This is a genomic window from Telluria sp. ZT3P26 (assembly GCF_059686035.1).
The window spans coordinates 14,391-28,342 of record NZ_JCASII010000006.1; the positions used below are offsets into that span (position 1 = coordinate 14,391).

26 protein-coding genes and 1 pseudogene are annotated in these 13,952 nt (G+C 57.3%); all 27 read left to right on the forward strand.

Going from position 1 to position 13,952, the window contains the following annotated elements; all coding sequences use genetic code 11:
* Positions 1-48: 48 nt before the first annotated feature.
* The 27 genes and pseudogenes from rplC (at position 49) to AC56LN_RS18920 (ending at position 13,807) form a co-directional block, all read left to right on the forward strand.
* On the forward strand, positions 49-705 hold the full coding sequence (rplC, locus tag AC56LN_RS18790; RefSeq protein ID WP_183554268.1) for a 50S ribosomal protein L3: 657 nt from the start codon (positions 49-51) through the stop codon (positions 703-705).
* A gap of 3 nt (positions 706-708) precedes the next feature.
* Positions 709-1,329, forward strand: a complete 621-nt coding sequence (gene rplD, locus AC56LN_RS18795) for a 50S ribosomal protein L4 (protein WP_183554266.1) — start codon at positions 709-711, stop codon at positions 1,327-1,329.
* A complete protein-coding gene (gene rplW, locus AC56LN_RS18800; protein ID WP_183554264.1) occupies positions 1,326-1,643 on the forward strand; it encodes a 50S ribosomal protein L23 in 318 nt (105 codons plus the stop codon). The genes rplD and rplW overlap by 4 nt, the downstream gene beginning before the upstream one ends.
* Positions 1,643-2,470, forward strand: coding sequence for a 50S ribosomal protein L2 (gene rplB, locus AC56LN_RS18805; protein ID WP_183554262.1), 828 nt, complete (start codon positions 1,643-1,645; stop codon positions 2,468-2,470). The genes rplW and rplB overlap by 1 nt, the downstream gene beginning before the upstream one ends.
* Positions 2,471-2,479: 9 nt before the next feature.
* Positions 2,480-2,755, forward strand: a complete 276-nt coding sequence (gene rpsS / locus AC56LN_RS18810; RefSeq protein ID WP_119811777.1) for a 30S ribosomal protein S19 — start codon at positions 2,480-2,482, stop codon at positions 2,753-2,755.
* The gene (gene rplV, locus AC56LN_RS18815; RefSeq protein ID WP_482900162.1) at positions 2,752-3,084 is read left to right on the forward strand and encodes a 50S ribosomal protein L22; all 333 of its coding nucleotides are present in this window, start codon (positions 2,752-2,754) and stop codon (positions 3,082-3,084) included. The genes rpsS and rplV overlap by 4 nt, the downstream gene beginning before the upstream one ends.
* Before the next feature lie 11 nt (positions 3,085-3,095).
* Positions 3,096-3,935, forward strand: a complete 840-nt coding sequence (gene rpsC, locus AC56LN_RS18820) for a 30S ribosomal protein S3 (RefSeq protein ID WP_332530667.1) — start codon at positions 3,096-3,098, stop codon at positions 3,933-3,935.
* Positions 3,936-3,937: 2 nt separating this feature from the next.
* Entirely contained in the window at positions 3,938-4,357 is a 420-nt protein-coding gene (rplP, locus tag AC56LN_RS18825) for a 50S ribosomal protein L16 (protein WP_145653055.1), read from the forward strand.
* 12 nt (positions 4,358-4,369) lie between these two features.
* Complete coding sequence (gene rpmC, locus AC56LN_RS18830) at positions 4,370-4,561, forward strand: 50S ribosomal protein L29 (RefSeq protein WP_183554257.1); 192 nt, start codon at positions 4,370-4,372, stop codon at positions 4,559-4,561.
* Positions 4,558-4,830: a 30S ribosomal protein S17 gene (rpsQ, locus tag AC56LN_RS18835; RefSeq protein WP_183554240.1), complete on the forward strand. Its 273-nt coding sequence runs from the start codon at positions 4,558-4,560 to the stop codon at positions 4,828-4,830. The genes rpmC and rpsQ overlap by 4 nt, the downstream gene beginning before the upstream one ends.
* A 232-nt stretch (positions 4,831-5,062) precedes the next feature.
* On the forward strand, positions 5,063-5,431 hold the full coding sequence (rplN, locus tag AC56LN_RS18840; protein ID WP_183554239.1) for a 50S ribosomal protein L14: 369 nt from the start codon (positions 5,063-5,065) through the stop codon (positions 5,429-5,431).
* 9 nt (positions 5,432-5,440) lie between these two features.
* Positions 5,441-5,755 carry a 50S ribosomal protein L24 gene (gene rplX, locus AC56LN_RS18845; RefSeq protein ID WP_171085179.1) on the forward strand — a complete coding sequence of 105 codons (315 nt, stop codon included), beginning with the start codon at positions 5,441-5,443 and terminating at the stop codon, positions 5,753-5,755.
* A 6-nt stretch (positions 5,756-5,761) separates the two neighbouring features.
* A complete protein-coding gene (gene rplE / locus AC56LN_RS18850; protein WP_123069942.1) occupies positions 5,762-6,301 on the forward strand; it encodes a 50S ribosomal protein L5 in 540 nt (179 codons plus the stop codon).
* Positions 6,302-6,306: 5 nt separating this feature from the next.
* Positions 6,307-6,612, forward strand: coding sequence for a 30S ribosomal protein S14 (gene rpsN, locus AC56LN_RS18855; RefSeq protein ID WP_332530666.1), 306 nt, complete (start codon positions 6,307-6,309; stop codon positions 6,610-6,612).
* A 14-nt stretch (positions 6,613-6,626) separates the two neighbouring features.
* Entirely contained in the window at positions 6,627-7,022 is a 396-nt protein-coding gene (gene rpsH / locus AC56LN_RS18860; RefSeq protein WP_183554237.1) for a 30S ribosomal protein S8, read from the forward strand.
* A 10-nt stretch (positions 7,023-7,032) separates the two neighbouring features.
* Positions 7,033-7,566, forward strand: coding sequence for a 50S ribosomal protein L6 (gene rplF / locus AC56LN_RS18865; protein WP_183554236.1), 534 nt, complete (start codon positions 7,033-7,035; stop codon positions 7,564-7,566).
* 11 nt (positions 7,567-7,577) lie between these two features.
* Positions 7,578-7,940 (forward strand): 50S ribosomal protein L18, encoded by a 363-nt coding sequence (rplR, locus tag AC56LN_RS18870; protein ID WP_183554234.1) that lies wholly within the window; start codon positions 7,578-7,580, stop codon positions 7,938-7,940.
* Positions 7,941-7,952: 12 nt separating this feature from the next.
* Positions 7,953-8,471, forward strand: a complete 519-nt coding sequence (rpsE, locus tag AC56LN_RS18875; RefSeq protein ID WP_183554232.1) for a 30S ribosomal protein S5 — start codon at positions 7,953-7,955, stop codon at positions 8,469-8,471.
* A gap of 11 nt (positions 8,472-8,482) precedes the next feature.
* Positions 8,483-8,662: a 50S ribosomal protein L30 gene (gene rpmD, locus AC56LN_RS18880; protein WP_123069947.1), complete on the forward strand. Its 180-nt coding sequence runs from the start codon at positions 8,483-8,485 to the stop codon at positions 8,660-8,662.
* Positions 8,663-8,690: 28 nt separating this feature from the next.
* Positions 8,691-9,122, forward strand: a complete 432-nt coding sequence (gene rplO, locus AC56LN_RS18885) for a 50S ribosomal protein L15 (RefSeq protein WP_183554230.1) — start codon at positions 8,691-8,693, stop codon at positions 9,120-9,122.
* Between the two features lie 28 nt (positions 9,123-9,150).
* Complete coding sequence (gene secY, locus AC56LN_RS18890) at positions 9,151-10,485, forward strand: preprotein translocase subunit SecY (protein ID WP_183554228.1); 1,335 nt, start codon at positions 9,151-9,153, stop codon at positions 10,483-10,485.
* Between the two features lie 21 nt (positions 10,486-10,506).
* Positions 10,507-10,715 (forward strand): annotated as a pseudogene (locus AC56LN_RS18895) (S1 domain-containing protein).
* 39 nt (positions 10,716-10,754) lie between these two features.
* Entirely contained in the window at positions 10,755-10,868 is a 114-nt protein-coding gene (gene rpmJ / locus AC56LN_RS18900; RefSeq protein ID WP_005663407.1) for a 50S ribosomal protein L36, read from the forward strand.
* 16 nt (positions 10,869-10,884) lie between these two features.
* Positions 10,885-11,250, forward strand: coding sequence for a 30S ribosomal protein S13 (gene rpsM / locus AC56LN_RS18905; RefSeq protein WP_183554226.1), 366 nt, complete (start codon positions 10,885-10,887; stop codon positions 11,248-11,250).
* 14 nt (positions 11,251-11,264) lie between these two features.
* Positions 11,265-11,669: a 30S ribosomal protein S11 gene (rpsK, locus tag AC56LN_RS18910; RefSeq protein ID WP_005663404.1), complete on the forward strand. Its 405-nt coding sequence runs from the start codon at positions 11,265-11,267 to the stop codon at positions 11,667-11,669.
* A 249-nt stretch (positions 11,670-11,918) separates the two neighbouring features.
* Positions 11,919-12,542 carry a 30S ribosomal protein S4 gene (gene rpsD / locus AC56LN_RS18915; protein ID WP_183554224.1) on the forward strand — a complete coding sequence of 208 codons (624 nt, stop codon included), beginning with the start codon at positions 11,919-11,921 and terminating at the stop codon, positions 12,540-12,542.
* Between the two features lie 287 nt (positions 12,543-12,829).
* Entirely contained in the window at positions 12,830-13,807 is a 978-nt protein-coding gene (locus tag AC56LN_RS18920; protein ID WP_159627930.1) for a DNA-directed RNA polymerase subunit alpha, read from the forward strand.
* Positions 13,808-13,952: the final 145 nt, after the last annotated feature.

Below are 13,952 nucleotides of genomic sequence, written 5' to 3' on the forward strand. Positions count from 1 at the left end.
TAGTAGTTCAACTACCCCCGCCCAATCGTAGGTGGGAATGGAGAAAAAATGAGCTTGGGCCTTCTCGGTCGCAAGGTTGGCATGATGCGTATCTTCACGGACGAGGGTGATTCAATCCCTGTCACCGTGCTGGATGTGTCGAACAACCGTGTCGCACAAATCAAAACCCCTGAAACTGATGGCTACACCGCAGTTCAGGTCGTCTACGGTCAACGTCGTGCTTCGCGCGTGACGAAAGCCGCTGCCGGTCACTACGCCAAAGCTGGCGTCGAAGCCGGTACGATGCTGAAAGAATTCCGCATCGATTCCACCAAAGCCGCCGAACTCAAAGCCGGTGACACCATCGATGCTTCGCTGTTCGAAGTGGGCCAGAAAATCGATGTGCAAGGCACCTCGATCGGTAAGGGCTACGCCGGTACCATCAAGCGTCACAACTTCGCATCGGGCCGTGCTACCCACGGTAACTCGCGTTCGCACAATGTTCCTGGCTCGATCGGTATGGCCCAGGATCCAGGCCGCGTGTTCCCAGGCAAGCGCATGACCGGTCACATGGGCGACGTCACTGTCACCACCCAGAACCTGGAAGTTGCTCGCATCGACACCGAACGTCAGCTGCTGCTGATCAAAGGTGCCGTACCTGGCGCGAAGAACGGCCAAGTGGTCGTCAAGCCTGCTGTCAAAACCAAACTCAAGAAAGGAGCGTAAGCCATGGAACTGAAGCTCCTGAATGAGCAAGGTCAAGACGGCGCCAATGTTGCAGCCGCCGATGAAGTGTTCGGTCGTGAATACAACGAAGCCCTGATTCACCAAGTCGTCGTCGCCTACGCTGCTAACGCACGTGGCGGTAACCGCAAGCAGAAAGATCGTGAAGAAGTCCACCACACGACCAAGAAGCCATGGCGCCAAAAAGGTACCGGCCGCGCTCGTGCTGGTATGTCGTCGTCGCCACTGTGGCGCGGCGGTGGTCGTATCTTCCCGAACAGCCCAGAAGAAAACTTCACGCACAAAGTTAACAAGAAGATGTTCCGTGCAGGTATCTGCTCGATCTTCTCGCAACTGGCCCGCGAAGGCCGTCTGAGTGTCGTCGAGAACCTGTCGATCGAAGCACCAAAGACCAAGCTGCTGTCGCAGAAACTGCTGGGCATGGGTCTGGACTCGGTCCTGGTGATCACCGATACCATCGATGAAAACCTCGAGCTGGCATCGCGCAATCTGCCGCACGTTCTGGTCGTTGAGCCTAAGCACGCTGACCCGATGTCGCTGGTGTTCTACAAGAAAATCCTGGTCACGAAAGCTGCTCTGGCCAAGATCGAGGAGATGTACGCATGAGCGCCGCAATCAAATTTAGCGAAGAGCGCCTGATGAAGGTGCTGCTGGCTCCGATCATTTCCGAGAAGGCTACCTTCGTCGCGGAAAAGAACGAGCAGATCGTGTTCAAGGTCATGCCTGACGCGACCAAGCCAGAAATCAAGGCTGCTGTCGAACTGCTGTTCAAGGTCGAGGTCGAATCGGTCCAGACCCTGAACCGTGAAGGCAAGCAGAAGCGTTCGGGCCGTTTCAACGGTCGTCGCAACCACACCAAGCGTGCTTTCGTGTGCCTGAAGCCAGGCCAGGAAATCAATTTTGTCGAGGAGGCTAAATAATGGCACTCGTTAAGATGAAGCCAACCTCCCCAGGCCGTCGCGGCATGGTGAAAGTTGTGACTGAAGGCCTGTACAAAGGTCGTCCATTCGCAGCCCTGGTTGAAAAGAAATCGAAAACTGCCGGCCGTAACAACAACGGTCACATCACCACCCGTCACATGGGCGGCGGTCACAAGCAGCATTACCGTCTGGTCGACTTCAAGCGCCAGAAGGACGGCATCCCTGCCAAGGTCGAGCGTATCGAATACGACCCGAACCGTACCGCGCACATTGCACTGCTGTGCTACGCGGACGGTGAGCGTCAGTATGTCATCGCCACCAAGAACATGGCTGTCGGCGATAGCATCATGAATGGCTCGGAAGCGCCGATCAAAGCGGGTAACTGCCTGCCGATCCGCAACATCCCAGTCGGTACCATCATGAACTGCGTCGAAATGCTGCCAGGTAAGGGTGCCCAGATGGCCCGTACCGCCGGCGCCGGCGTCGTGCTGATGGCACGTGAAGGCACCTACGCTCAGGTTCGCCTGCGCTCGGGTGAAGTCCGTCGCGTGCACATCGAGTGCCGCGCTACCATTGGCGAAGTCGGCAATGCCGAACACAGCCTGCGCAAGATCGGTAAAGCTGGCGCGATGCGCTGGCGTGGTGTTCGTCCAACCGTTCGCGGTGTGGTCATGAACCCTGTCGATCACCCGCACGGTGGTGGTGAAGGTAAAACTGCAGCCGGTCGTCACCCAGTGTCCCCATGGGGCCAGCAGACCAAGGGTAAGAAGACGCGTTCGAACAAGCGTACTTCGTCGATGATCGTTTCGCGCCGCGGCAAGAAATAAGGATAAAAAATGACTCGTTCATTGAAAAAAGGGCCGTTTATTGACGCCCACCTGGTGAAAAAAGTCGAAGCCGCGCAAGCGAACAAAGACAAAAAGCCAGTCAAAACCTGGTCGCGCCGCTCGACGATCTCCCCGGACTTCATCGGTCTGACGATCGCTGTTCACAACGGCAAGCTGCACGTTCCTGTGTACGTGTCGGAGAACATGGTCGGCCACAAGCTCGGCGAGTTCGCGCTGACCCGTACGTTCAAGGGCCACGCCGCTGACAAGAAGGCGAAAAAATAATGGAAACTAAAGCTATCCTCAAAGGCGTGCGCCTGTCGGAACAAAAAGGCCGCCTGGTGGCCGATCTGGTCCGCGGCAAGAAAGTTGACGCAGCACTCAACATTCTGCAATTCAGCCCGAAAAAGGGCGCGACGATCATCAAGAAGGTTCTCGAGTCGGCTATCGCCAACGCGGAACACAATGATGGCGCGGACATCGACGAACTGAAAATCGTTCAGATCTATGTCGAAAAGGGCCCGATCCTGAAGCGTTTCACGGCACGTGCAAAAGGCCGCGGCGATCGTATTTCTAAACAATCCTGTCACATTTACGTGACTGTCGGTAACTAAGGAGTCACAGAATGGGTCAGAAAATCCACCCAACCGGCTTCCGCCTGGCGGTCACCCGTAACTGGTCGTCGCGTTGGTATGCTGGTAACGGCAACTTCGCAGCCATGCTGCTGGAAGACCTGGAAGCACGCGCTTTCCTGAAAAAGAAGCTGAAGAACGCTTCGGTCGGTCGCATCGTCATCGAGCGTCCTGCCAAGAACGCGCGTTTCACCATTTACTCGTCGCGTCCTGGTGTCGTGATCGGTAAAAAAGGCGAAGACATCGAAGTGCTGAAGTCGTCGCTGGCGAAGATCATGGGCGTGCCAGTGCACGTCAATATCGAAGAGATCCGCAAGCCTGAGATCGATTCGCAGCTGATCGCCGATTCGATCTCGCAACAGCTCGAAAAGCGCATCATGTTCCGTCGTGCAATGAAGCGCGCGATGCAAAATGCAATGCGTCTGGGCGCTGTCGGCATCAAGATCATGTCGTCGGGTCGTCTGAACGGCATCGAAATCGCACGTACCGAATGGTACCGCGAAGGTCGCGTGCCACTTCACACCCTGCGCGCCGATATCGACTACGGCACCAGCGAAGCATCGACCACGTACGGCATCATCGGCGTCAAGGTCTGGGTCTACAAGGGCGACCGTTCGGTCACCGGCGAAGCACCAGTCATCGACACCCCGCCGGACGACAAGAAGCCACGCGGCCCACGTCGTGACGATGGCAAGCCATCGCGCGGCCCACGCCCAGCAGGCGGCGCACGTCCAGCCGCAGCGCCAGTTGTCCGCGCTCGTCCAGCTGTCAAGCTGGCGACCCCGGCTGCCGCTGCACCTGCTGCTGCCCCAGCTGAGAAAGCAGGAGAATAAGCATGCTGCAACCATCGCGCAGGAAGTATCGTAAAGAGCAGAAAGGCCGTAACACCGGCATTTCGCACACCCGCGGCACCGCGGTCTCGTTCGGTGAATTCGGTCTGAAGGCAGTTGCCCGCGGCCGTATCACTGCACGTCAGATCGAAGCGGCACGTCGTGCCATGACCCGTCACATCAAGCGTGGCGGTCGTATCTGGATCCGTATCTTCCCGGACAAGCCGATTTCGAACAAGCCAGCTGAAGTTCGTATGGGTAACGGTAAAGGTAACCCGGAATACTACGTCGCTGAAATCCAGCCAGGCAAAGTCCTGTATGAGATGGACGGCGTTGATGAAACCCTGGCGCGCGAAGCATTCCGCCTGGCCGCTGCCAAACTGCCACTGGCTACCACGTTTGTGGTTCGCCAGGTCGGTCAATAACAGGAGTTGTATATGAAAGCATCGGAACTCCGCGGCAAGGACCAGGACGCGCTGCAGAAGGAGCTGAACGAGCTGCTCAAGGCCCAATTCGGTCTGCGCATGCAAGTCGCCACCCAGCAGCTCGGGAATACCTCGCAGCTCAAGAAAGTACGTCGCGATATCGCGCGTGTGAAGACTGTGATGAACACGAAGGAAGCCAAATGAACGACACCACTAAAACGGCGCTGAAGCGTACGCTGGTCGGTAAAGTCGTGTCCGACAAAATGGACAAGACGGTAACCGTACTGATCGAACGTCACGTCAAGCATCCGCTGTACGGCAAGATCATCGTGCGCTCGAACAAGTATCACGCGCACGACGAAGCGAACGAAGCGAAAATTGGCGACACCGTCGAGATCGCAGAAGGTCGCCCGATCTCGAAGACGAAAGCCTGGACGGTCACCCAGGTGCTGTTGGTAGCACCAGTCCTCTAAGCTTTAAAAATTGTCTTGCGTGGCCCGCTGGTATCTGAGATACTAGCGGGCTTCGTTCATGTGTTGCCGCAGTTTGTCCCCCTCGGCAAGTGCGGCCTGTAACGAAAGCGTTATTGGAAAGTCCAATCACCCAATCGTGGTGCTCCAGCAGGGGCGTTACGGCGGGACCAAGACTGACCGCAGGCCCACAAATTGTGGGGTTTCTTCGGCTTAAGTTGGGAAAGAAAATACTATGATTCAAACCGAAAGCCGGCTCGAAGTAGCCGACAACACGGGTGCAAAGGAAGTTCTGTGCATCAAGGTGTTGGGCGGCTCGAAGCGCCGTTACGCGAGCATTGGCGACATCATCAAGGTCACCGTTAAAGTCGCAGCCCCACGTGGCCGCGTCAAAAAAGGTGAAATTTACAATGCCGTGGTTGTGCGCACCGCAAAAGGTGTGCGTCGCCCGGATGGTTCCCTGGTCAAGTTCGACGGCAATGCCGCTGTCCTGCTGAACGCCAAGCTGGAGCCAATCGGTACCCGTATCTTCGGACCAGTGACGCGCGAGCTGCGCACTGAAAAGTTCATGAAGATCGTGTCGCTGGCACCTGAAGTTCTGTAAGGATACGACATGGATAAGATTCGTAAAAACGACGAAGTCATCGTTCTGGCCGGGAAAGACAAGGGCAAGCGCGGTGTCGTTCAACAGCGTGTAGACGCTGAACACGTCATCGTCGAAGGCGTCAACGTCGCTAAAAAAGCGACCAAGCCTAACCCGATGACCGGTGTTACTGGTGGTATCGTCGACAAGACAATGCCGATTCACGTGTCGAATGTCGCGCTGTTCAACGCAGCGACCGGCAAGGCAGATCGCGTTGGCTTCAAAGACCAGGACGGCAAAAAAGTCCGCGTCTTCAAGTCGAGCGGCGAAGTAGTGAAGGGGTAAGAATAAATGGCCCGTCTCCAAGCAATTTACAAAGAAAAAGTCGTCGCCGAGCTGACCGAGAAATTCGGTTACAAGTCGGTGATGGAAGTGCCACGTCTGACCAAGATCACCCTGAACATGGGTCTGTCGGAAGCAGTCGCTGACAAGAAGATCATCGAGCACGCCACTGGCGACCTGACGAAGATCGCCGGCCAGAAGCCAGTGATCACCAAGGCACGCAAGGCAATCGCTGGTTTCAAGATCCGCGAAGGCTACCCGATCGGCACGATGGTGACCCTGCGCGGCGCCCGCATGTACGAATTCCTGGACCGTTTCATCACCGTGGCTCTGCCGCGCGTGCGTGACTTCCGCGGTGTCAATGGTAAATCGTTCGATGGTCGCGGCAACTACAACATCGGTGTCAAGGAACAGATCATCTTCCCAGAGATCGACTACGACAAGATCGATGCACTGCGTGGCATGAACATCTCGATCACCACGACTGCTAAGACCGACGAAGAAGCCAAAGCGCTGCTCGCCGCCTTCAAATTCCCGTTCAGGAACTAAGAGCAATGGCAAAACTTTCACTGATTAACCGCGAAAAGAAGCGTGCAGACCTGGTGGAGAAATTCGCCCCGAAGCGTGCCGCTCTTAAAGCGATCATCGACGACCAGTCGAAGACGGAAGAAGAACGCTACGAAGCGCGTCTGAAGCTGCAGGCTCTGCCGCGCAATTCGGCACCGACCCGTCAGCGTAACCGCTGCGCCATCACTGGCCGTCCACGTGGCACTTTCCGTAAATTCGGTCTGGCACGTACTAAACTCCGCGAATTCGCCATGAAGGGCGAAATTCCTGGTATGACCAAAGCAAGCTGGTAATAGGAGAATATGCAATGAGTATGAGCGATCCTATCGCCGATATGCTGACCCGCATTCGCAACGCACAAGTTGTTCAGAAAACCACGGTCGCAATGCCGTCGTCAAAAGTCAAGGTTGCTATTGCCAACGTCCTGAAGGACGAGGGTTACATTGAGGATTTCGCTGTCACCTCCGAAGGTGGTAAAGCGGAACTGAAAATCGGTTTGAAGTATTACACTGGCCGTCCGGTCATCGAGCGCCTTGAGCGTGTTTCCCGTCCTGGCCTGCGTATCTACAAAGGTAAAGACGAGATCCCAACCGTCATGAACGGCCTGGGCGTGGCAATCGTGTCGACCCCGCAAGGCGTCATGACTGATCGCAAAGCGCGCGCTACCGGTGTCGGTGGCGAAGTGATTTGCTACGTGGCTTAAGGAGTAGACGATGTCTCGAGTAGCTAAGATGCCTATCGCCGTCCCTGCCGGTGCCGAAGTCGCGATCAACGCGTCGTCGATCACCGTCAAGGGCCCGCTGGGCTCCCTGACCCAGGCCCTGAACGGCCTGGTCAAAGTGGAAAACAACAATGGCACGCTGACCTTCGACGTAGTCGATGATTCGCGTGAATCGAACGCCATGTCCGGCACCCTGCGTGCTCTGGTCAACAACATGGTAACCGGCGTGACCAAGGGCTTCGAGAAGAAGCTGAACCTGGTCGGCGTGGGCTACAAGGCAGCAGTGCAGGGCAACGCCCTGAACCTGTCCCTGGGCTTCTCGCACCCGGTGCTGCACGCAATGCCGGAAGGCGTTACTGCAGCAACTCCGACCCCGACCGAGATCCTGATCAAGGGTATCGATCGTCAAAAGGTCGGCCAGGTTGCCGCTGAAGTTCGCGCTTACCGCTCGCCTGAGCCTTACAAAGGCAAGGGTGTCCGTTATTCGGACGAAGTGGTGAAGCTTAAAGAAACCAAGAAGAAATAATCGGAGCTGACATGGACAAGAAAGAATCACGTCTGCGTCGTGGACGTCAGACCCGCATCAAGATCTCGCAGCTGGGCGTGAACCGTTTGTCGGTTCACCGCACCAACCTGCATATCTATGCGAACCTGATCAGCCCGGACGCAAAAGTACTGGTGTCGGCTTCGACTCTGGAAGCTGAAGTGCGTGCCGAGCTGGCAGGTCAGACTGGCGCCGGCGGCAACGCTGCAGCAGCCGCTCTGGTCGGCAAGCGCGTCGCAGAGAAAGCACTGAAAGCAGGAATCACCGAAGTCGCGTTCGATCGCTCCGGTTTCCGTTACCACGGTCGGGTGAAGGCGCTGGCGGAAGCCGCGCGTGAAGCCGGTCTGAAGTTCTAAGGAAGAATCGTCATGGCAAAAATGCAAGCGAAAATGGCAAGCGACAAGCCGGATGATGGCATGCGCGAGAAAATGATCGCGATCAACCGCGTGACCAAAGTGGTCAAGGGTGGTCGTATCATGGGTTTTGCAGCGCTGACCGTTGTCGGTGACGGCGATGGCCGCATCGGCATGGGCAAAGGCAAGTCGAAGGAAGTTCCAGTCGGCGTGCAAAAAGCGATGGAAGAAGCCCGCCGCAACCTGATCAAGGTGCCACTCAAGAACGGTACGCTGCACCACACCGTGTCCGGTCGTCACGGCGCCTCGCGCGTCATGATGATGCCAGCCAAGCCTGGTACCGGCGTGATCGCTGGTGGCGCAATGCGCGCTATCTTCGAAGTGATGGGCGTGACGGACGTGGTCGCTAAATCGACCGGCTCGTCGAATCCATACAACCTGGTGCGCGCAACTCTCGACGGCCTGTCGAAAATGAGCACTGCTTCCGACATCGCCGCCAAGCGTGGCAAGTCGGTCGAAGACATCCTGGGTTAAGGGGAAATCACATGGCTAACACCGTTAAAGTTCAGCTCGTCAAGGGCCTGATCGGTACCCGTCAGGATCACCGTGCCACCGTGCGCGGTCTGGGTCTGCGTCGCGTCAACTCGGTCTCCGAGTTGCAAGACACCCCGTCCGTGCGTGGCATGATCAACAAAGTATCGTACCTCGTGAAAGTGGTTTCGTAAGCCCTCGGGCTTGCGAACGGAGAAATCAATGGAACTCAATACCATTCAACCAGCTGACGGCGCCAAGCACTACAAGCGTCGCGTCGGCCGCGGTATCGGCTCCGGCATCGGCAAAACTGCCGGCCGTGGTCACAAGGGTCAAAAGTCGCGTTCGGGCGGCTTCCACAAAGTCGGCTTCGAAGGCGGTCAAATGCCTCTGCAGCGTCGTCTGCCAAAGCGTGGTTTCAAATCGCTGAACGCAACGTTCAAGGCTGAAGTGCGTCTGTCCGATCTGAACAACCTGGCCGTCGGCGAAGTCGACATCCTGGTGCTCAAAGCGGCTGGCGTCCTGTCGGTTCTGGCACGTGACGTGCGCGTCATCCTGTCCGGCGAGATCACCAAAGCGGTGAACCTCAAAGGCCTGAAAGTGAGCGCCGGCGCTAAAGCGGCAATCGAAGCAGCTGGCGGCTCGGTCGCGTAAAGCGATCGCTGCCTGATCGGAGCAAAAATTGGCGACTAATTCACAACTTGGTAAAAGCGCCGCTTCCGGATTCCCATGGGCCCGGCTGTGGTTTTTGCTTGGCGCATTGGTCGTGTACCGCATCGGTGCTCACATCCCGGTCCCCGGGATTGACCCGGTGCAGCTCGCTGCGCTGTTCAAGCAGAACGAAGGCGGCATCCTGGGCATGTTCAACATGTTCTCGGGTGGCGCCTTGTCCCGCTTTACCGTGTTCGCGCTCGGCATCATGCCTTATATTTCGGCTTCGATCATCATGCAGCTCGCATCGATCGTTTCGCCGCAACTCGAGGCGTTGAAGAAAGAGGGCGAGTCCGGCCGCCGTAAGATCACCCAGTACACCCGGTACTTCACGGTTGCACTGGCGTTGTTCCAGGCGTTCGGTATCGCAGTCGCGCTCGAAGCGCAGCCTGGCCTGGTCATTGACCCTGGTCTCGGCTTCCGTTTCGTCACCATCGTGACCCTCTTGACCGGCACCATGTTCCTGATGTGGCTGGGCGAGCAGATCACCGAGCGTGGTCTTGGCAATGGCATTTCGATCATCATCTTTGCCGGTATCGCAGCAGGTTTGCCGTCGGCGCTGGGTGGCTTGTTCACTCTGGTGTCAAACGGTTCGATCGGCAGCTTCTCGGCCATCCTGATCGTTCTGCTGATCGCTGCGGTGACGTATGCGGTGGTGTTCGTGGAACGCGGACAGCGCAAGATTCTGGTTAATTACGCGAAACGCCAGGTCGGCAACAAGATCTACGGTGGCCAAACCAGCCACCTGCCCTTGAAGCTGAACATGGCAGGCGTGATCCCGCCGATCTTCGCGTCGTCGATCATTCTGTTCCCGGCGACGATTGTCGACTGGTTCACCCGTGGCAAGGATTCCAGCGGCCCGGTGATCGGGTTCCTGAAGGATCTGGCGGCGTCGATGGCGCCGGGCGAACCAATCCACGCGTTGCTGTATGCGGTGGCGATCGTGTTCTTCTGCTTCTTCTATACCGCGCTGGTATTTAACAGCAAGGAAACGGCGGACAACTTGAAGAAAAGTGGCGCGTTTGTACCGGGCATCCGTCCGGGTGATCAGACCGCTCGCTATATCGACAAGATCCTGATGCGCCTGACCCTGGCTGGTGCTGTCTACATCACCCTGGTGTGCCTGGTGCCGGAGTTCATGACCGCCCAGTGGAAGGTTCCCTTCTACTTCGGTGGCACGTCACTCCTGATCATCGTTGTGGTGACGATGGACTTCATGGCACAAGTACAGAACTACGTCATGTCGCAGCAATATGATTCACTGCTGCGCAAGGCGAACTTCAAGGGTGGCGTCCCGACGCGATAAGTTGTCGGGTGCATGGCGCGAATGGCAGAAGACGATGTCATCCGAATGCAAGGGGAGGGTCGAAAGACTCTCCCAAACGCGACGTTCCGCGTGAAGCTGGAAAACGAAATGTGAGCCTGGGGTCGATCTCGGGTAGAATGCGTGTTCGCTTCTGCCTGCGTGACCCGGTAATGGTGAAGTTGACCCCGTTATCGAGGTCCCGGGCCCGCATCGTATTCGGCACCAAGTAAAAATACATCATCAAGTAAACGAACCGAAGAGAGTGCAAAATGAAAGTTAACGCTTCAGTCAAGCGGATCTGCCGCAACTGCAAGATCATCAAGCGCAAGGGCGTGGTCCGTGTGATCTGCGTCGAGCCGCGTCACAAGCAGCGTCAAGGTTAATTTCGAGGAATAACGAATGGCACGTATTGCAGGGGTTAACATCCCAAATCATCAGCACACTGTTATCGGCCTGACGGCGATCTACGGTGTTGGCCGTCCGCGTTCGCAGAAAATCTGCGACGCAACCGGTATCGCGACCACCAAAAAAGTCAAGGACCTGGACGATAACGAACTCGAGAAGCTGCGTGACGAAGTCGCGAAGTTTGTCGTGGAAGGCGATCTTCGCCGCGAACTGTCCATGAACATCAAGCGTCTGATGGACTTGGGCTGCTACCGCGGCATGCGTCACCGTAAGGGCCTGCCGGTCCGCGGTCAGCGTACCCGCACCAACGCGCGTACCCGCAAGGGCCCGCGTAAGGCAGCTCAATCGCTCAAGAAATAATCTAGGAACCGACTATGGCCAAGCAACAAAGCAGCGCGGCAGCAGCGCGCGTCCGCAAGAAAGTCAAGAAGAACGTTGCCGAGGGCATCGCCCACGTGCACGCGTCCTTCAACAACACGATCATCACGATCACCGATCGTCAGGGCAATGCTCTGTCGTGGGCAACTTCCGGCGGCGCCGGCTTCAAGGGTTCGCGCAAATCGACCCCGTTCGCAGCGCAGGTTGCTGCCGAAGCTGCTGGCAAGGTCGCTCAGGAATCGGGCGTGAAGAATCTGGAAGTGCGTATCAAGGGCCCAGGCCCAGGCCGTGAATCGGCTGTGCGCGCACTGAACAACCTCGGCATCAAGATCACCGAGATCCAGGACGTCACCCCAGTTCCACACAACGGTTGCCGTCCACCAAAGCGTCGCCGTATCTAAGTTGCAGGGGAGGGCGGCTTGCCGCCAGCCCGTGCACTTGGTAATCGATGCTCGGGGCGCATAGCCCCGTTGTGTTTTCAAGAAAAGCCGGTGCAGTTGCCCGTAAATGGGATATACTGCCCGGCTCTTGTCGCCTGCTGCTCTAGCGGCGGGTGATGCAAGCCACGTCCGGCCTGACTTTCCAGAGCTGGACTAGCGCCTGGGTGCCTTTGCACTCTGGGGCGTGATCAATTATTAAAGGAATCTAACGTGGCACGTTATATCGGACCAAAAGCAAAACTGTCGCGCCGTGAAGGCACTGACCTGTTCCTCAAGAGCGCACGTCGCTCGCTCGACTCGAAGTGCAAACTGGACATCAAGCCAGGCCAGCACGGCGTCAAGTCGGGTGCCCGCACCTCGGACTACGGTAACCAACTGCGCGAAAAGCAAAAAGTCAAGCGCATGTACGGCATCCTGGAACGCCAGTTCCGCCGCTACTTCGCAGAAGCTTCGCGTCGCAAGGGTAACACCGGCGAAACGCTGCTGAAGCTGCTGGAAGCGCGTCTGGACAACGTGACGTACCGCATGGGTTTCGGTTCGACCCGCGCTGAAGCACGTCAGCTGGTCAGCCACAAAGCCTTCACCGTCAACGGTCAGGTCGTGAACATCGCGTCGTACCAGGTCAAGACCGGCGACGTCGTCGCTGTGCGTGAAAAGGCCAAGAAGCAAGTGCGTATCGCTGAAGCCCTGTCGCTGGCAGAGCAAATCGGTTTCCCAAGCTGGGTGTCGGTCGATGCCAAGAAGCTGGAAGGCACCTTCCGTTCGTTCCCAGAGCGTAACGAAATCGCTGCCGACGTCAACGAAGCGCTGATCGTCGAACTGTACTCGCGTTAATCGACCGTGTCAGAGCCGACTTTGTCGGCTCCCAGCGGTCGTCCCCGCGCAGGCGGGGATCCAAGTTTTGCTTCCGAAGTCGCAAACTTGGGTTCCCGCCTACGCGGGAACGACGGGAGTGGTCTTGCGAGAGCAGCAACCCAGGGTTGGCCTCGCAATGAATCAACGATTCCTACTCTTCCCGTCGTAACCCAATTCGTTTTACCGCCTGCTCCGGCAGGCGTTTTCCATCAAGCCATCAGCCTTATCGGTGTAACGAGCCGAGGGTATTGAAAAGGACTACGTTCATGCAAAATAGTTTGTTGAAGCCACGTATCATCGACGTCGAAGCACTGGGCGCCGGCCACGCGAAAGTCGTGATGGAGCCGTTCGAGCGTGGCTATGGCCATACCCTCGGCAACGCACTGCGTCGCGTGCTGCTGTCGTCGATGGTTGGCTACGCGCCGACCGAAGTGACGATCGCTGGTGTCGTGCATGAATACTCGTCGCTCGATGGCGTTCAGGAAGACGTCGTCGACCTGCTGCTGAACCTGAAGGGCGTGGTCTTCAAAGTCCACAACCGTGACTCGGTCAACCTGACCCTGAAGAAGGAAGGCGAAGGCGCCGTCCTGGCATCGGACATCGACCTGCCGCACGACGTCGAGCTGGTCAACCCGGATCACGTGATCGCTCACCTGACCGCCGGTGGCAAGCTGGACATGCAGATCAAGGTCGAAAAAGGCCGTGGCTACGTGCCAGGTAACGTCCGTCGCCTGTCGGAAGACACCAACAAGACCATCGGCCGCATCATCCTGGACGCATCGTTCTCGCCAGTGCGCCGCGTGTCGTACGCTGTGGAATCGGCACGTGTCGAACAGCGTACCGACCTGGACAAGCTGATCATCAACATCGAAACGAACGGCGTCATCACGCCAGAAGAAGCGATCCGCCAGTCGGCCCGCGTCCTGGTTGATCAGCTGAACGTGTTCGCTGCCCTGGAAGGCACCGAAGCCGCCGCGGAAGCGCCATCGCGCGCACCGCTGGTCGATCCGATCCTGCTGCGTCCAGTCGACGACCTGGAACTGACCGTCCGTTCGGCCAACTGCCTGAAAGCAGAAAACATCTACTACATCGGCGACCTGATCCAGCGTTCGGAAAACGAACTGCTCAAGACGCCAAACCTGGGCCGCAAGTCGCTCAACGAAATCAAGGAAGTCCTTGCTTCGCGTGGCTTGACCCTGGGCATGAAACTCGAGAACTGGCCACCTGCCGGTCTGGAGAAGTAAGAATATTCACCCGAAAGTACACACCTACTTTCGGGTGGAACAGCCAAAAAGGACTGGCAGAGCCAGATCCTTTTTGGATGAAAAAGCGTAGTAAAACAACCCTAACTGAACCGGTCCGCGGACGTGCCCTGAAAACAGGGCACGA